Genomic DNA, 16,717 nt, shown 5'->3' with positions numbered 1-16,717 from the left:
GAAGGTGGAGACGAATGCCCGACCCAGCTGAGATCCGTCCATTCCGTTTCACGATGTCCGAAGAGGCGAAGGCCGACCTACGGCAACGCATCGCCGCGACCCGGTGGCCGTCCAGCGAACTGGTCGACGACCGGTCGCAGGGTGTGCAGCGGGCGACGATGCAGGAGCTCGCACGCTACTGGACGACCGAATACGACTGGCGGGGGCTGGAGGCGAAGCTGAACGCCGTGCCGCAGTTCACGACCGACATCGATGGCGTCGAGATCCACTTCATTCACGTACGGTCGCGGCACGAGGACGCCCTGCCGCTGATCATGACGCACGGCTGGCCGGGCTCGGTCGTCGAGCTGCTCGGGATCGTGGGCCCGCTCACCGATCCGACCGCGCACGGCGGCCGGGCCGAGGACGCCTTCCACCTGGTGCTGCCGTCGCTGCCGGGCTACGGCTTCTCCGGCGAGCCGGCCGAGCTCGGCTGGGACTCCGGCCGCACCGCACGGGCGTGGGGCGAGCTGATGCACCGCCTCGGCTACACCCGCTACGTCGCCCAGGGCGGCGACGTGGGTGCCCTCGTCACGGACCTGATGGGCCGCCAAGCGGTCGAGGGTCTCGCCGGATACCACCTGAACCTGCTCACGGCGGCTCTCGCCATCGCCGATCATCTGCCGAAGGAATCCGCACAGGAACGCGCGGCGGCCGAGGCGTTCGCGCTCTTCAGGCAGGACGGCTTCGGCTACTTCCTCGAGATGGCAACGCGGCCGCAGACGATCGGCTACGCCCTGCTCGATTCACCCATCGCGCTGGCGGCCTGGCTGCTCGACCACGACACGGACAGCTACGTCAAGATTTCCCGCGCCTTCGTCGACAAGCATCCGACGGGCGGTCTCACCCGGGACAGCATCATCGACAACATCACCCTGTATTGGCTGACCGGCACCGCGGCGTCGGCGGCCCGGTCGTACTGGGAGGACGGACGGGCGCTGGCCGCGACGCTGGCGAGCGGCCAGGCTCCTCCCGCGGTCTCCGTCCCGGTCGGCTTCACGACGTTCCCCGGCGAGATCTGGGCGTCCCCGCGCAGCTGGGTCGAGGCCGTCTATCCCGGCCTCGCCTACTTCAACGAGGTCGACCGGGGCGGCCACTTCGCCGCCTGGGAGGAGCCCGAGCTGCTCGCGACGGAGATCAGGGCGGCGTTCAGGCCGCTGCGCACGTAGCGGCGGAACGGAGCCGCGGGGCGCTACGTATCGATGGGGTCCGGGTTCACGGCTGTTGAGATCTTCACATTTGTCGATTCGATGCTTCGGCTCGCATAGGTTGCCCGCCAAAGCGCGCCGACCGGCGCGATCGACAAAGGAGAAGCATGCGACTGGTCCGCATCACGTCGGTGCTGGCCCTGGCGGGTGTCGCGGCGTGGGCCGGCCTGCCCGGTGGCCTCGCCGCCGCGCAGACCGCCGGTGGCCTCGCCGCCGCGCAGACCGCCGGTGGCCTCGCCGCCGCGCAGACCGCTGGGCCGGAGGCCGCCACCGCGGTCTCCGGGCCGGCCTTTGCCGCCCAACCGAAGGCGGTCACCCTGATCACCGGTGACACGGTCCGGGTCCGGAGCGTCGATGGACAGACCGCGGTGGACGTCGACCCGGCGCCCGGGCGGGAGAGGATTCCGTTCATCACCGACAGCGCGGGCGGGGCCGTGCGCGTGATCCCGGCCGACGCGGTGGGGCTGCTGGCCGGCGGGCGGCTGGACGAGCGGCTGTTCGACGTGTCCACGTTGATCCGGTTCGGCTATGACGACAGCCGCCGGACGCTGCCGCTGCTGATCCAGGGCGGCGCGCCGGCCGGCGGCCGGGCGATCCAAGACACAAGCCTGATCGCGTACGCGCAGGACCGCTCGCAGCCGGCCACGTTGTGGAAGAACCTCACCGAGCCGGGCACGCAGCGACAGACCATGGCAAAGGTCTGGCTGGACGGGCTGCGGCAGCCCACTCTCGACGTCAGCGTTCCGCTGATCGGGGCGCCCCAGGCCTGGCAGCAAGGGCTCACCGGCACGGGCGTGAAGGTGGCCGTGATCGACAGCGGCGTCGACCTCACCCACCCTGACCTCGCGGGACAGGTCGCCGAGGCGGTCGACTTCACCGGCTCGGGCGACCTCACCGACCCGGTCGGGCACGGCACGCATGTGGCCTCGACGATCGCCGGTACGGGCGCGGCGTCGGGCGGGAAGTACAAGGGCGTCGCGCCGGGGGCGAAGCTGCTCAGCGCGAAGGTGTGCCTGCCCGAGGGCTGCCCGGAGTCGGCGATCCTGGCCGGCATGTCCTGGGCGGCCGAGCAGGGCGCGGCGGTCGCGAACATGAGCCTGGGCGGGGACGACACGCCGGAGATCGATCCCATCGAGGCGGCCGTGCACGACCTGACCGGCCGATACGGAACGCTCTTCGTGATCGCGGCCGGCAACAGCGGCGAGGCGGGCGAGGTCACGATCAACTCGCCGGGCAGCGCCGAGGACGCGTTGACCGTGGGCGCGGTGACCAAGTCGAGGACGCCGGCCGAGTTCTCGAGCCGGGGGCCGCGCGCGGCCGACGCGACCGTGAAGCCGGACATCACCGCGCCGGGCGTCGCCATCGTCGCGGCGCGATCGGGCGCGAGCGACCTGGCTCCGATCGACGGCAGCGACGCGTACACGAATCTCTCCGGCACCTCGATGGCGACGCCGCACGTGGCCGGGGCCGCCGCCCTGCTCGCGCAGCAGCATCCCGATTGGCGCGCGACGCGGCTCAAGGCGACGCTGACCGCCTCGGCGAACCCGGGCGACGACCTCGGCCCCTACGACCAGGGCGCCGGGCTGGTCGACGTGGCGCGCGCGATCGCCCAACCGATCACCTCCGATCCGGTGAGCGCCGGATTCGAGCGCCAGAACCAAACCCAGACCAAGGCCATCACGTACGCGAACAGCGGCGCCGAACCGATCACGTTGAACCTGGGATTGACCGCGAACGCGCCGGACGGCCTGTTCGAGCTGAGCGCCACGACGGTGACCGTGCCCGCGAACGGGACGGCCGGGGTGACCGTGACGGCGCGGCCGGGCGCGAGCCTGCCGGACGAGCCCTACGGCGGCGAGCTGGTCGCGACCGCGGGCGACGTGCGGGTGGAGACGCCGATCGCGATGGACATCGCCCGGCACACCTTGACCGTTCGTACGCCGAACGCGACCGGCGCCGATCAGCGGTGGGTCACCATGCTCACCGACCTCGACCGGCAAACGGTCAGCGCGTTCGGCCATATGGGCGACAGCGCTCAGATCCGTCTGAGGGCCGGACGGTATGTCGTTCAGTCCTATCTGCTCACCGGCTCGGAGGAGGACCCGCAGATCACCTCGCTCGCCGACCCGGCGCTCATGCTCGACTCCGATCGTTCGGTCACGATGGATCCGAGGGCGGCCAAGCCGGTCGCCATCTCGGTCGCCGACAAGCAGGCCGTGCCGACCTATAACGAGGCCGGCTGGACGATCCGCACCCAGGCGCCGGAGATCTGGGGCAGCAACGACCCGTACGGCGCGCTCATGAACTTGAACTTCGCCCGGCTGGCGAGCGGCCCGGCCACCGGCGCCGGGACCGACAAGCGGTTCGTGTCGTACGTGTCCGGGTCGTGGGCGCGGCTCGTCGACGGCTCCCCGCTCAACAGCCCGGCCGTCTATCACGTCTACTTCTACGACCGGAGCCGGATGATGCCCGGCAAGACGGCGGTGCTGCGGGACCGGGACTTCGCCGCCGTGCGCTCGCAGGTCGGCGCGGACGTCCCCGGCGTACCGGCGATGCGGTTGTCCCTGCCGCGGGCGCCGGGCAACTCGGCGGTCTACCGCAGCTCGGACGGCCGGTCCACGCCGCTGAGCTTCGCCTACGACGTGCCGCGCACGGTCGCCGACTACTACAACCGGGACCAGGGGACCGAGTGGCTCGTCTCCAGCAGCCAGCGAGGTTATACCTATTACGAGTCGGACTGGACTGCCTGGCAGCCCGGCCGGGCGTACACGGTGATGTGGGCGAACGGAGTCGAGGGCCCGGTCTTCCCGCAGCCCGAGTTCGCGCAGCAGTTCGCGGCCCGCTACTGGGGTGACACGCTCGGCGGGCCGGGTCCGCTGCACGGCGACGGCAGCGGGCACGAGGGCTTCCGGTTCCCGCGCGGCGGCAACGTCGATGTGCGCGTCTACCGCAACGGCACGCAGATCAGCGAGTCCGCGGAGACGCCGCAGACCACCCAGGTCCCGGCCGCGGCCGCCGACTACCGGGTGCACGCGACGTTCACGAGCGATCCCGCGTTCGCCCTGTCCACTCTCGTCGACGGCGAATGGACATTCCAATCGGCCCACGTGCCGGATGGAAAGCTGGTCCATTTGCCGATGACCGCGATCCGCTTCTCCCCTGATCTCGACATCACCAACACCGCACCGGCCGGGCGCCCGCTGGCCCTGCCGATCTCGCTGGACCGGCAGGTCGGCGCGGCGCCCGGCAAGACCCGCAGCCTGATCGTCGAGGCGTCGTTCGACGACGGCAAGACCTGGCACCGCCTGGTAGCCGTGCGCATCGGCGAGAAGGCGGTCGCCGTGGTCCAGAACCCGCGCGGCACGGGATTCGTCTCGCTGCGCGCATCGGCGGTCGACACCGCCGGCAACACCGTGCGGGAAACCATCATCCGCGCCTACCGCTACAAGTAACCAGAACCGGCCCGGGCCGCGCACAAGCGGCCCGGGCCGCACAAAGCCGATCCGGGCCGCGCGCGGCGGCTCGGGGTCGCGCAGGGCCGCCCGGGGTCGCGCAGGGCCGCCCGGGGTCGCGCAGAGGCGATCCGGGCCGCCCAGAGGCGGCCGCCCGGGGCGCTCTTCAGCGGTCGTGGTTCAGGGATGAGCGCGCGGTCTCCTTCGCGGCCAGGACGGCGACCACCGTCAGTGCCGAGGCGATCGCCATGTAGACCGTCACCGCGCCCAGGTTCGGGTCGGAGGTGTCGCCCAGGAGTTTCAGGGCGATGATCGGGGCGGGCGCGCCGGCCAGGATCGACGCCAGCTGGTAGCCGACCGACGCGCCCGTGTACCGGACCGTCGTGCCGAACAGCTCGGCGAAGAAGGCGGCCTGCGGGGCGTACATCAGCGCATGGAGGATCAGGCCGACCACCACGGCCAGCGTGATGGGGCCGGCCCGGCGCGTGCCGACCAGCTTCAGGAACGGGTAGATCCAGAGCGCCACCCCGATCGCCCCGGCCAGATAGAGCGGGCGCCGGCCGATCCGGTCGGAGACGGCCCCGATCGCCGGGATCAGAACGAACTGGACGGCCGACGCCACCACCAGCGCGGTGAGGATCGTGTCCTTGTCGGCGGACGTGCCGGCGTACGTCGTCAGGAAAGTGATCGAGATGACCGTGAACAGGTAGTAGGCGATGTTCTCGGCCAGCCGCATGCCCATCGCCAGCACGATCTCGCGAGGATAGCGGCGGACCACCTCGAGCAGCGGCCGGTGCTCGCCGGTCGGGCGGGCGGCCAGCGCCTCGCGGAACAGCGGCGACTCCTCGACCGACAGCCGCACCCACAGCCCGATCAGCACCAGCACCGCGCTGAGCAGGAACGGGATCCGCCACCCCCAGGCGTCGAAGGCCTTGTCCGGCTGCATCAGCGCGAGGATCCACAGCACCGCCGTGGCGAGCAGGTTGCCCAGCGCCACCCCGGCCTGCGGCCACGACGACCAGAAGCCGCGCCGGGCGTCGTCGCCGTGCTCGGCGGCCATCAGCACCGCGCCGCCCCACTCGCCGCCGACCGCGAAGCCTTGCACCAGCCGGCAGAGCAGCAACAACAACGGCGCAGCAACCCCGATCGACGCGTACGTCGGGAGGAGCCCGATGGCGAAGGTGGCGACCCCCATCGTGAGCAGCGAGACCACCAGCATGCGTTTGCGACCGACCCGATCGCCGAAGTGGCCGAACACGACCCCGCCGAGCGGCCGGGCGACGAAGCCCAGCGCGTACGTGCCGAAGGCCAGCAGGGTGCCGGTGACCGGGTCCGACTTCGGGAAGAACTGGGAGCCGAAGACGAGCGCGGCCGCCGAGCCGTACAGGAAGAAGTCATACCATTCGACCGCCGTGCCGACGAGCGAGGCGGACACCACCTTCACGATCCCGGCCCGCCGGGCCCCAACCTTCTCTAATGTGGACACATCGCTCCTCTCCGAGCGGAACAAGGGGTCAGCACTGGCCGTCGGCGAGCACGTAGTAGTTGTCGCCGGTGCGCCGCAGCGTGTGCGTCACGGCGACGTTCCACAGGCCCATGGCCTGGTTCGATCCGTTCGCGTACGTGTATCCGCCGCTCTGATGGGCGCGGCCGGCCACGGTCTGTGCGTAGTTGCTCGCCGTGAAGCAGGGCCCGGCCGTGGGCGGCGCGGAGGTCGGGGCCGTCGTGGGCGTGGTCGTCGGGGGCGTGCTCGTCGGCGGCGTGGTCGTCGGCGGCGTGGTCGTCGGAGGCGTTGAACCGGTCAGCCCCCAGAACTGGGCGAGGTAGTACGACGAGCAGATCGACGCCAGGTAGTACGTGCCGGTCGTGCCGCACTGGTTCTCCGCGCCGCCGGGATCGACCGGGGTGCCGTGGGCAATGCCCTGCACCCGATACAGCTGCACAACCCCGCCGTACGTCTCCCGTGTCGTTCCCCCGGACAGCGTGTCGGTCCCGGCCGGCGTCTGCGGAACGCCGAGCACGTTCGTCCACTGATCGCGCAGCTCGGTCGCGTTGGCCGGCACGACCGTGGTGTCCGACGTGCCGTACCAGATCGCCACCCGCGGACGCGGCCCGGAGTAGCCCGGATCGGCCGCCCGCACCAGATCGCCCCACTGCGCCGGCGTCTTGCTCTGCGCCTGGTACTGGCAGACCGTCCCGCAGTTGTACGGCAGCCCCGCCACCACCCCGCCGCCCGCGAAGACGTCGGGATAGGCGGCGAGCATGACCGCCGTCATCGCCCCGCCCGCCGACAGGCCCGTGACGTAGACCCGGTGCGAGTCGGAGCCGTAGTTTGCGACCGCGTAGTCGACCATCTGCTTGATCGAGAGCGCCTCGCCGCCGCCGCGCGCGATGTCGCCCGCGTTGAACCAGTTGAAGCAGGACAGCGCGTTGTTGGACGAGGTCTGCTCGGGAAAGACCAGTGCCGCGCGATACAGGTCGGCGTACTTCGGCCAGCCCGAGTGTCCGTAGTAGTCGGAAGCGCTCTGCGTGCACCCGTGCAGGGCCACCACGAGCGGGGAACCGGCCGGCAGACCCGCCGGCACGTAGCTGTACATCTTGAGAGCGCCGGGATTCGAGCCGAAGCCCGTCACCTCGGTGAGGGTGGCCGCGGCGCGCGCCGGAGTCACCGCGAGCGCGGTCACCACCGCCGCTGCCACCACCGCCGACCAGAACTTTGTCTTCATCGGGCACCTCCCCGCCGACGAGTTGGGGGCGACCGTATGACGCGCGCCACACCGGATCCCATGGACCGGCGACCCACATTGAGAGCGGTCTCTGTGTCGGTAAACCCCAGCGACAGCTCTCTATGTGTCGATGGGCCATGCGGGGCGCCGGGCAGATGGCGGCCGCACACGTGGTTCCGTCCCGGGCGCCGACCTAGCGTGAGCCCACGCGAAACATCGAGGTAACGAAAGGCGTCCGATGAGTGGATCGGCGACATTCCGGCGCGCGGCTCTCGCGACGGTCCTCATAGCCGCGGCCTGCGGCAGCCCCCAGCAGGCCGCCGGCGGCGGCAGCGACGGCCCGCTCAAGGTGGGCATCATCTATTCGCAGTCCGGACCGCTGGCCAGCTACGGCCAGCAGTACGCGGACGGGTTCAAGGCCGGCCTCGCCTACGCCACCCAGGGCACCGGCAAGATCGGCGATCGTACGGTCGAGGTGACCTACACGGACGACGCCGGTGACCCGGCCAAGGCCGTGGCCGCCGCGAAGGACCTGATCGGCAAGGGCTACAAGGTGCTCGGCGGCTCCACCGGCTCCGGCGTGGCGACCCAGCTGGCGCCGCTCGCCGCCACCAACAAGGTGCTGTTCGTCTCCGGCCCGGCCGCCACCGACGCGCTCACCGGGCTCAACCGCTACACGTTCCGCTCCGGGCGGCAGTCCTATCAGGACGTGCAGACCGCGAAGGCGTACCTCGGCGGCGGCCACAAGGTGCTCGTGTTCGCGCCCGACTCCGCCTTCGGCAAGTCCAACGTGGAGGCCGTGAAGGCGGTCATCGGCTCGGGCGGCGCGACCGTCGACAGCATCGCGGTCCCGCCCACTGCCACCGACTTCACCCCGTTCGCCCGGCAGGCCAAGGCGGCCGCGCCCGACCTGGTCTTCGTGGCCTGGGCCGGCACCACCGCCAGCGCCATGTGGCAGGCCCTCGACCAGCAGGGCGTGCTCGCCTCGACCACGGTGGTGACCGGGCTCGACATCCGCGCCACCTGGCCGGTCTTCGGCGCCGCCGGCTCGCGGCTGCACCTGCTGGCGCACTACTTCGACGGCGCCACCGACAACCCGGCCGAGCAGGCGCTCGCCAAGGCGGTGCCCGGCGGCAAGACCGACCTGTTCCAGCCGGACGGCTTCGCGGCGGCCCAGATGATGGTGCACGCGCTGCAGGCGAGCGGGGACGACGTGGACAAGATGATCGGGGCGCTCGAGGGCTACAGCTTCGACTCCGTCAAGGGCACGCTGACCGTCCGCGCCGAGGACCACGCGCTGCTGCAGCCGATGTTCCAGGCGAAGATGAGCGGCGCCGACACCGCCACGCTCACCGACACGATCGGCGCCGATGCCGCCGCACCGCCGGCCGCGGCCATGAAGGGCTGACGGTATGACCCATCCGGCGCTGGCCGTCGACGGCGTCTCCTGGCACGCCGGCACCGTGCCGATCATCAACGAGGTGACGCTGACCGTCGGGCCCGGCGAGTTCGTGGCGCTGATCGGGCCCAACGGCGCCGGCAAGACGTCACTGTTCAACGTGGTCAGCGGCCTCCGCCGGCCCAGCGCCGGGCGGGTGCTGATGGGCGGGGCCGACGTGACCCGGCTCGCCCCGCACAAGCGGGCTCGTCGCGGTCTCGGCCGCACGTTCCAGACCTCGGCCGTCTTCGGCTCGCTGAGCGTCGCCGAGAACGTCGCGCTCGCCGTGCAGGCCGCCCGCGGCGGCAGCATGCGGCCCTGGCGCCGCCGCTCCGACCGGCAGATCGCGGCGGCGGCCCGGGAGGTCCTCGACCAGGTCGGACTGGGCGAGCTCGGCCGGAAGGCGGCGGGCTCGCTCGCCCACGGTCAGAAACGCAAGCTCGAGATCGCGCTGCTCCTCGCCGCCGAGCCCCGGATGCTGCTGCTCGACGAACCGATGGCCGGGGTCAGCGCCGAGGACGTGCCGGCGCTGGCCGAGGTGGTCCGCGGGCTCACCGCCGGCGGGCGCGGCGTGCTCATGGTCGAGCACCACATGGAGGTGGTGCTCGACCTCGCCGACCGGGTGGCCGTGCTGCACCACGGCTCGCTGCTCGGCTGCGACACGCCGGACGCCGTCATGGCCGACGCGACGGTCCAGCGGGCGTACCTCGGGGAGGCCTTGTGATCCTGAGTGTCCACGACCTGTCGGTAACACTCGGCGGCTCGCACATCCTGCAGGGCGTGAGCTTCGACGTGCCGCCGACCGGGATCACCGCGCTGCTCGGCCGCAACGGCGTAGGTAAGACCACCACGCTGCGCGCCGTCCTCGGCGAGATCCCGGCCACCGGTTCGGTCGACTTCGGCGGCGTGCCGGCCCTCGGCCGCCCGACCCACCGCCTGGTCCGCGACGGCCTCGGCTATGTGCCCGAGGACCGCTGCGTCTTCGCGGGACTCACGGTCGCGGAAAACCTGCGCTTGGCGGTCCGCTCCCAAGACCCCGATTTCCGTACGGTGTTTGGACTGTTCCCGGAGCTGAAGCAACGGTCAGACCAATCCGCCGGCACGCTGTCGGGCGGCCAGCAGCAGATGCTCGCGCTGGCCCGGGTCCTGCTGAACCCGCAGCGCCTCCTGCTGATCGACGAACCGACCAAGGGCCTGGCCCCGGCCGTCATCTCCGCGGTCGCCGCCGCCCTCGAGCGGATGGCCGAGCGGGTGCCGATGCTGCTGGTCGAGCAGAACCTCGCGGTCGTCCGCCGGCTGGCCCGCGACGCCGTCGTGCTCGCCGCCGGCCGGGTCGCCTGGCACGGCCCCACCGAGGAACTGCTCGGCGACCCCGCGCGCACCCGGGACCTGCTCGGCGTCGGCTCCACGGTCCGGAGGCCCTGATGTCCACAGTGGTACTGCTGACGCTGACCGGGCTCGGCCTGGCCGCGCTGTACTTCCTGATCGCCTCCGGCCTGTCGCTGGTGTTCGGACTGGCCGGAGTACTCAACTTCGCGCACGGTCTGTTCCTGTCCGTCGGGGCGTACGCCGGCTGGTTCGTGGCCACCCACTGGGCGCTCGGCCCGGCAATCCCGGTGGGGGTCGCGGCGGGCGCGGCCACCGGCGCACTGGTCGAGCTCGTCGTGATCCGCCCGCTGTACCGCCGCCCCACCGAGCAGGTGCTCGCCACGGTCGGCCTGTCGCTGGCCGGCGTGGCGCTCCTCCAATCGATCTGGGGCGCCGACCCGCGCTCCTACCCGCGTCCCGCGTGGACCGCCCACACCACCGGCGTGCTCGGCGCGCAGGTGCCCGACGACCGCTTCCTGCTGATCGGCGCCGCCGTGCTGGTGCTGGCCGCGCTGCTGGCGTTCCTTCGCTGGACCCGCTACGGCCTGATCATCCGGGCCGGCGTCGAGAACCGGGCGATGGTCAGTGCCCTCGGCATCGACGTGCGCGCCGCGTTCACCCTGGTCTTCACCCTCGGCGGCGCCCTGGCCGGTGCGGCCGGTGTGCTCGGCGGCATGTACTTCGGATCGGTCTCCCCGGGCCAGGGCGCCGGCCTGCTCATCTTCGCCTTCATCGTCGTGGTCATCGGCGGCCTCGGCTCGGTCACCGGCTGCGCCGTCGCGGCGGTGGCGGTCGGCCTCCTCCAGCAGTTCGTCAACTACTACGGCACGTCCGGCGCCGGCGACGTGAGCGTGGTGGCCCTGCTGGCCGTCGTGCTGCTGCTGCGCCCCGGCGGCGTCGCGGGAAAGGTCACCGCATGAAAGCCCTCATCCCGCTGGTCCTGGCGGTGGCGCTGCCCTGGTCCACACTCGACATCCCGTTCCTGTTCGACGGCCCGCTCAACTCGCCCGGCACCCTCCAGCTGCTGGGCGTGTGCCTGGTCTTCGGCGGCCTGGCCCTCGGCTACGACCTGCTCTTCGGCCACGCGGGGCTGCTCTCCTTCGGGCACGCGCTGTTCATCGCCCTCGGCGCCTACGGCGTGGGCATCCTCGTAAACCACTTCTACTGGCCACTGTGGACGGCGGTGCTGCTGGCGGTGGCCGGGGCCGCGATCGCCGCATTTCTGCTCGGCGCGGTCGCCCTGCGGGTCACCGGCATCGCCCTCGCGATGGTCACGCTCGCCTTCGCCCAGGTCGGCTGGATCGTCGTCAACCGCGACCCCGGTGGCCTGACCGGCGGCGAGGAGGGCCTCCCGCTCGGCCCGGCGGCCGTGCCCGGCTTCCTGGTCGGCGTGGCCAACACGGTCAACCTGTACTGGCTGGCCCTGGCGTTCCTGGTCGTCGTGGTCGCGATCGTCCACGGCATCCGACGGGCGCCGCTCGGCCGGGTGCTGACCGGGCTGCGTGACGACGAACGCCGCATCGCCGTGCTCGGCCTCTCCCCGTACCGGATCAAGCTCGCGACCTTCGTCCTGGCCGGCGCCCTGGCCGCCCTGGGCGGCGTCGTCTACGTCCTGCTCACCGGCGGCGCCACCCCCTACCTGGCCTCCACCGACCTGACGCTCTCCCTGATCGTGATGGCCGTCCTGGGCGGCGCCGGCACGCGCTGGGGTGCGCTCCTGGGCGGCATCGTCTACGCCTACCTGGACCAGCGGCTCACCCACGTGGGCGGCTCCCTGCCCGGCCCGCTGGGCCAGCCGTTGTTCGTCCTGGGCACGCTGTTCGTGCTGGCCGTCGCCTTCGTGCCGGGCGGTCTGGCCGGCCTGCGGCGCCGCACTCTGTCGGCGACGGCCTCCTAGCCCCCCCGTCTCGGTGGCCAGGCGCCAGTGTGTCGGCCAGGGGTGTCACTGGCGCGACCAGGGGGACGATTCGCGACCATTGCCGTTCAGGGTGGTGAGGTGGATGGCAGAAGTCCCAGCGACGTCGTCTCGGCAGCGATGGACCCTCGCATTGGTGTGCACGGCGGCGTTCATGTTGTTGCTGGACATCACCGTCGTCGGCGTGGCGCTGCCGTCGATCCAGCGGGACCTCGGGGCGAGCCTGGCCGACCTGCAGTGGGTGAGCGCCGCCTACGCCCTGGTGCTGGCCGTGCTGCTGCTGCCGGCGGCCACCCTGGGTGACCGGCTCGGCCGGCGCCGGCTGTTCCTGGCCGGCATGGTCGTCTTCACCGTCGGGTCGCTGGCCTGTGCGCTGGCCACGACCGCGCCGGCGCTCGAGTTGTTCCGCGCGTTGCAGGGGGTCGGCGGGGCGATCTTGTTCGCCACCGCCACGCCGCTGCTGCGCGCCGAGTTCTCCGGTGCCGCCCTGGCCCGGGCGCTGGGTGCCTTCGGCGCGACGCTGGGTGGCGCCAGCGCCGTCGGCCCGCTGGTCGGCGGGGTGCTGACCGACACCCTGGGCTGGCGGTTCATCTTCTTCGTCAACCTGCCGATCGGTGTGGCGGCGTTCGCGGGCGGCCTGGCCCGGCTGCGCGAGTCCCGCGACCCGACCGGTGGCCGAGCCGACTGGTTGGGCACGGTCCTGGTCACCGTGGCACTGACCGCGCTGATGTTCGCGCTGATCCGCGGCAACGCGATGGGCTGGGCGAGCCCGGCGATCGTGGCCCTGTTCGCGACCGCGGCCGTGGCTTTCGCCGGGTTCGTGTTCTACGAGCTGCGCGTCGCGGCCGCCCCGATGGCCGACCTACGTCTGTTCCGCCGGCGAAGCTTCGCCGCGACCGGCTTCGTGGCGTTCGCGATCTCGGCGACGGTCATCGGAATGATCAGCTACCTGTCGCTGTACATGCAGAACACCCTCGGCTACTCACCCGTCCAGGGCGGCCTGCGGTTCCTGCCGCTGTTCCTGGCGTCCTTCGCGGTCGCCCTGCTGACCGGCCGGCTGATCGGCAGGGTGCCGATGCGGGTGCTGCTGGGCGTGGCGATGGCCTCGGCCGCGGCCGGGCTGGCCTCGATGGCCCACCTGACCGCCACCTCGACCTGGCTGGTGCTGCTGCCCGGCCTGATCCTGGCCGGGATCGGCCTGGGCATCACCTCGACCGGCCTGGCCTCGGCGGCGCTCTCGGCGGTCGAGCCGGCCCGCGCCGGGATGGCCGCCGGCCTGACGAACACGCTGCGCCAGGTCGGCACGGCCACCGGCGTGGCCGTGCTCGGCGCGCTCTACGCCTCCCGCGTCACCGCCGCGACCCACCACGCCCTGGCCGGCTCGCCCATCCCGCCCGACGCCGCCCACCGGCTCGCCGCCGCCGTGGCCTCCGGCGCCGGCACCCGAGTGGCCGCCGAGGTCCCACCCGCCGTCCGCGCCGCGGTGATCCACGCCGCCCGTGCCGGCACCGCCGGCGGCCTCAACGACGTCCTGCTCGCCGCGGCCGCGTTCGCCGTGCTCGGCGCGGTGGTCGGTTTCGCGTACGGCCCCGACCCGGTCAGGAAGCCGCCGCACAGTCCCGCCCCTGGCAGTCCGCCGGCTCCCTCGGGGACCCCGGCCGGCCGCCCCGGTGGCTGACGTTCGTGCGCGTTCGGGTTCACGAATCGTCGTGCCCGACGCGGATGTAGCCACGCGGCAACATCCTCGACGCCGTGGCAATGCCGACGAAGAACAACGACAGCACCGCGGCCCGGACCAGGAGGGAGTCTTCCCGCCCGTTGTTCGCCAACACCGTGAACAGCACGATCGCCGAGATGAGCAGAACCGCCGACGAGGTGGCGTACCAGCGCCGGGACCGGGGGCGCGGATCCGGCTCGACGGTGGGGATCACTCCAGGGTTCTGCTCGACCCATTGCTTGGCGACCTCGATCGGAACGTCCGGCACGCGCAGGTCACCGGCCGCGGTGCGGTACGGCGATTGTCGTGGCAATACGCCATTGAGGCGTGGGGTTGACGACACGATGACGCCAAGCCAGACAACGATCCAGATCGGCAGGGTGGGCGCTGACCGGTCGACGATGTCGACGGTCGTCAGGGTGAGGAGCGCGGCCAGTCGCGCCGGCGAGGCCCACGGCTCGACCCGGAGGTAACGCCGGGCGAGGCGTGCGCTACGCGGATCCAGCGGAAGCCGCTGCACCGGCCGCCGCGGGAATCGCCGGCGTCCCACCGGAATCTCGACCCATCGCACATCCGTCCCGCCAGTGGTGCCCGACAGCGAAGGCATCCGCATGTCCGCTGTCAGCCGAGCCGGCACGACGAGATCCGTCCGCACCGCCGACGACCTGCCCATCTGTCCCCGTCAAGTGATCCACATCGTAGATCGGCATCCGCGCAAGTGATACCCGAGGTTCGCCCCACATGATGGCAGGGCGGGCGGCAGGCGCTCGCGTAGGCCGGGTTGCCGCGTTGGAGCCGAACGGGCCGGGGCGGCGATGCCTCCGGGGCTTGGCCGGCCGGAGGTTCCGGGTGCTCGGGGGTCGGTCACGCGAGAATCGCTCTGTGGCCTGGTGTTGCAGCGGGCGCGTCGATCGGCGGGAAGATGCCGGGTCGTATCGATGATCGCCAGCGCTGGGAAGACCATCCATGACCCGGGCGACGAGGACGTCCGGCAGATCCGTGTTCCGAAAGGCGAGCTGAGCTAGCCGGCGGCGTCGCACAGACCGGCGGGTCGTGTTCCGCTCGTGTTGCGACAACTCGCCAATCTTCGGTGTCAGCGATGCCTCTCGATGCTTGTCTGACCGGGTGACCATCCTCGGTGGACAGCTTCTCGCGCTCGCCGGTGTTCTTGTCGGCGCGGTTCTTTCCTACGCGTTCACCTCGCTCGCCGAACGGAACCGGTGGCGCCGGGCTTTGTCGATCCGGTGGGACGAGCGACGCCTCCAGGCCTACGTCGACTACGCGAATGCGATCAAGAACAGCGTGAACATCGTCGTCCTGATCCTCGCCGCACGAGGAGTCACCACGGCAAATCGGCACCTGTCCGAGTCGGAGGGGCTGGCCATGCTGTCCGACGCGGAAGGCGACCGGTCGTTGAAGTACGACGCGGTCATCCTGCTCGGCGATACGGAAACGATCGCTGCTGCCGCGGACCTCACCCAGCAGACCTGGCGCATGCATTCGTTCGCCCGCGGAGAGGCGCACGTTGACAGGCGGATCTGGCGGGAGGCGTACACCGACCACCGCGACGCCCGTACCAGGTTCTACCAGGCAGCCCGTGACAGCCTGGGGGTTTCGCCGGCCACCGTACAGGCGCGGTCGACGTGGCTGGAGTACACGCAGGAGTTGCAGCGCAACGCTGTAGATCATCCGGATAGCTGACAAGCGGGTCCGACGCCCGCCGGGCCTTGCGTCTGGGTGTGGGGGTCGCTCACGCGAGAGGCGCGCTGCGGCCCGGTGTTGCAGCGAGGTCGCGGTGATCGGCGGGGCTGGGAAATTTTGGCGGGGAGATGCCGGGTCGTACGTGCGAAGGGTCTGGCATTTTTGAATCAGGGGATGCGGAGGAGGGCGGCCATGCGGCGCGGGGCTCGATGTCGCCGCGGGCCTCACCCGCCGAGGGCGCGCTCGATGAGCTCGATCGTCCGGCGCTCATCGAGACATTTTTCGGTCAGTTGCCGGAAATGCTCCTGGCATCGCGCCACTTCGGCCTGGTCCTTCACGAAGTGGTGCGTGCCACGGTATTGCTCGACATAGACGACATTCAGGTCGGCGGCGTCCTGGAACTCGAGAATTGCCACGGCCGTTCCGAGCAGGGGGTGTTCGCCCGCGTCGTAGGGGAGGATGCGCAGGTCCACGGTCGGCAGCCTGGACACGGCGACCAGGTGCCGCAGTTGTCCGGCCATCACGCCGGCGCCGCCGATCCGCCGGTGAATCACCGACTCGTCCATCAGTGCCGACAACATCAGCGGCCGGTCGTCGGTCAACCGGCGCTGCCGGGCGAGACTGAACGACACCATCCGGTCGACATGGGCACGCGGATTGCCGGGCGACGCGGAGAACAGCGCACGCTTGTAGCCCTCGGTCTGCAACAACCCGGGCACGACCACGGGCTCCCAGTTGCGCATCACCGAGGCGTCCGCCTCGAGCCGGGTGAACTCGCCGACCGGGACGAGGTCCCGGTACTCCGACCACCAGGCCCGCTCGCGTCCCGCGCGGGCGAGCTGTGTCAGGGCTTCCCGGTACTCTCCGTCCCGCACCTTGTAAAGGTCGAGCAGGTCCTTGACGTCGCGCGGCGTCACCGCGACCCGCGCGGTCTCGATGCGAGTCACCTTGGCGGCGTGCCACTCGAACCGGCGTGACACCTGTTCCTGGGTGAGCCCGGCGACCTCGCGGCAGCGCTTCAGCTCCGCGCCCAGCCGCCGGCGGCGGAGCGCAGGCCCCTCCGCATCGGCGGACACCGGCGTCCCGCTCGCCCGTTCCCTGGTCTGATCGTGCCGCGGCATCGTTGATGAATACCACCGGCCGAGCCGGAACG

At 71.5% G+C, this 16,717-nt stretch carries 13 protein-coding genes; 9 read left to right on the top strand and 4 right to left on the bottom strand.

The features are described from left to right. The first annotated feature begins 14 nt into the window (after positions 1 to 14). Together A3CQ_RS55565 and A3CQ_RS0138430 are read left to right on the top strand one after the other, a co-directional pair. Positions 15 to 1,208, top strand: a complete 1,194-nt coding sequence (locus A3CQ_RS55565) for an epoxide hydrolase family protein (RefSeq protein WP_040433786.1) — start codon at positions 15 to 17, stop codon at positions 1,206 to 1,208. A gap of 146 nt (positions 1,209 to 1,354) precedes the next feature. Continuing rightward, positions 1,355 to 4,699: a S8 family serine peptidase gene (locus A3CQ_RS0138430; RefSeq protein ID WP_020516290.1), complete on the top strand. Its 3,345-nt coding sequence runs from the start codon at positions 1,355 to 1,357 to the stop codon at positions 4,697 to 4,699. A gap of 166 nt (positions 4,700 to 4,865) precedes the next feature. Here A3CQ_RS0138430 and A3CQ_RS0138425 read toward each other — a convergent pair whose 3' ends face one another. Together A3CQ_RS0138425 and A3CQ_RS0138420 are read right to left on the bottom strand one after the other, a co-directional pair. Next, on the bottom strand, positions 4,866 to 6,185 hold the full coding sequence (locus A3CQ_RS0138425; RefSeq protein WP_026206677.1) for an MFS transporter: 1,320 nt from the start codon (positions 6,183 to 6,185) through the stop codon (positions 4,866 to 4,868). Positions 6,186 to 6,213: 28 nt separating this feature from the next. After that, the gene (locus tag A3CQ_RS0138420) at positions 6,214 to 7,425 is read right to left on the bottom strand and encodes an extracellular catalytic domain type 1 short-chain-length polyhydroxyalkanoate depolymerase (protein ID WP_026206676.1); all 1,212 of its coding nucleotides are present in this window, start codon (positions 7,423 to 7,425) and stop codon (positions 6,214 to 6,216) included. 238 nt (positions 7,426 to 7,663) lie between these two features. On the opposite strand from A3CQ_RS0138420, the gene A3CQ_RS0138415 reads away from it, so the two are divergent. The 6 genes from A3CQ_RS0138415 to A3CQ_RS55560 all read left to right on the top strand — a co-directional run bounded on the left by A3CQ_RS0138415 (position 7,664) and on the right by A3CQ_RS55560 (position 13,824). Beyond that, positions 7,664 to 8,833: a substrate-binding domain-containing protein gene (locus tag A3CQ_RS0138415; protein ID WP_020516286.1), complete on the top strand. Its 1,170-nt coding sequence runs from the start codon at positions 7,664 to 7,666 to the stop codon at positions 8,831 to 8,833. A gap of 4 nt (positions 8,834 to 8,837) precedes the next feature. Then, positions 8,838 to 9,587, top strand: coding sequence for an ABC transporter ATP-binding protein (locus tag A3CQ_RS0138410; protein ID WP_020516285.1), 750 nt, complete (start codon positions 8,838 to 8,840; stop codon positions 9,585 to 9,587). Further along, a complete protein-coding gene (locus tag A3CQ_RS0138405; protein WP_020516284.1) occupies positions 9,584 to 10,288 on the top strand; it encodes an ABC transporter ATP-binding protein in 705 nt (234 codons plus the stop codon). The genes A3CQ_RS0138410 and A3CQ_RS0138405 overlap by 4 nt, the downstream gene beginning before the upstream one ends. Continuing rightward, positions 10,288 to 11,151, top strand: a complete 864-nt coding sequence (locus A3CQ_RS0138400) for a branched-chain amino acid ABC transporter permease (protein ID WP_020516283.1) — start codon at positions 10,288 to 10,290, stop codon at positions 11,149 to 11,151. The genes A3CQ_RS0138405 and A3CQ_RS0138400 overlap by 1 nt, the downstream gene beginning before the upstream one ends. Beyond that, positions 11,148 to 12,128, top strand: coding sequence for a branched-chain amino acid ABC transporter permease (locus tag A3CQ_RS0138395; protein WP_020516282.1), 981 nt, complete (start codon positions 11,148 to 11,150; stop codon positions 12,126 to 12,128). The genes A3CQ_RS0138400 and A3CQ_RS0138395 overlap by 4 nt, the downstream gene beginning before the upstream one ends. Positions 12,129 to 12,231: 103 nt before the next feature. Next, positions 12,232 to 13,824: a DHA2 family efflux MFS transporter permease subunit gene (locus tag A3CQ_RS55560; protein ID WP_084699410.1), complete on the top strand. Its 1,593-nt coding sequence runs from the start codon at positions 12,232 to 12,234 to the stop codon at positions 13,822 to 13,824. Between the two features lie 19 nt (positions 13,825 to 13,843). Here the strand turns inward: A3CQ_RS55560 and A3CQ_RS0138385 are convergent, their stop codons facing one another. Continuing rightward, the gene (locus A3CQ_RS0138385; RefSeq protein ID WP_169516338.1) at positions 13,844 to 14,470 is read right to left on the bottom strand and encodes a hypothetical protein; all 627 of its coding nucleotides are present in this window, start codon (positions 14,468 to 14,470) and stop codon (positions 13,844 to 13,846) included. A 518-nt stretch (positions 14,471 to 14,988) separates the two neighbouring features. On the opposite strand from A3CQ_RS0138385, the gene A3CQ_RS55555 reads away from it, so the two are divergent. Then, entirely contained in the window at positions 14,989 to 15,564 is a 576-nt protein-coding gene (locus tag A3CQ_RS55555) for a hypothetical protein (RefSeq protein WP_020516279.1), read from the top strand. Positions 15,565 to 15,788: 224 nt separating this feature from the next. On the opposite strand, the gene A3CQ_RS0138370 is transcribed toward A3CQ_RS55555, so the two are convergent. After that, complete coding sequence (locus tag A3CQ_RS0138370) at positions 15,789 to 16,685, bottom strand: helix-turn-helix domain-containing protein (protein ID WP_020516278.1); 897 nt, start codon at positions 16,683 to 16,685, stop codon at positions 15,789 to 15,791. Between the last annotated feature and the right edge of the window lie 32 nt (positions 16,686 to 16,717).

This window comes from Paractinoplanes globisporus DSM 43857 (assembly GCF_000379645.1).
In the GTDB taxonomy this organism is placed as follows: domain Bacteria; phylum Actinomycetota; class Actinomycetes; order Mycobacteriales; family Micromonosporaceae; genus Actinoplanes; species Actinoplanes globisporus.
Note: the sequence above shows the minus strand (reverse complement) of the source record. Positions and strands in the feature narration are given on the sequence as shown.

Bases quoted from the DNA above. Each gene is read 5' to 3' on its own strand.
- A3CQ_RS55565 (WP_040433786.1), top strand. From the start codon at position 15: ATGCCCGACCCAGCTGAGATCCGTCCATTCCGTTTCACGATGTCCGAA.
- A3CQ_RS0138430 (WP_020516290.1), top strand. From the start codon at position 1,355: ATGCGACTGGTCCGCATCACGTCGGTGCTGGCCCTGGCGGGTGTCGCG.
- A3CQ_RS0138420 (WP_026206676.1), bottom strand. From the start codon at position 7,425: ATGAAGACAAAGTTCTGGTCGGCGGTGGTGGCAGCGGCGGTGGTGACC.
- A3CQ_RS0138415 (WP_020516286.1), top strand. From the start codon at position 7,664: ATGAGTGGATCGGCGACATTCCGGCGCGCGGCTCTCGCGACGGTCCTC.
- A3CQ_RS0138410 (WP_020516285.1), top strand. From the start codon at position 8,838: ATGACCCATCCGGCGCTGGCCGTCGACGGCGTCTCCTGGCACGCCGGC.
- A3CQ_RS0138400 (WP_020516283.1), top strand. From the start codon at position 10,288: ATGTCCACAGTGGTACTGCTGACGCTGACCGGGCTCGGCCTGGCCGCG.
- A3CQ_RS0138395 (WP_020516282.1), top strand. From the start codon at position 11,148: ATGAAAGCCCTCATCCCGCTGGTCCTGGCGGTGGCGCTGCCCTGGTCC.
- A3CQ_RS55560 (WP_084699410.1), top strand. From the start codon at position 12,232: ATGGCAGAAGTCCCAGCGACGTCGTCTCGGCAGCGATGGACCCTCGCA.
- A3CQ_RS0138385 (WP_169516338.1), bottom strand. From the start codon at position 14,470: ATGCCTTCGCTGTCGGGCACCACTGGCGGGACGGATGTGCGATGGGTC.
- A3CQ_RS0138370 (WP_020516278.1), bottom strand. From the start codon at position 16,685: ATGCCGCGGCACGATCAGACCAGGGAACGGGCGAGCGGGACGCCGGTG.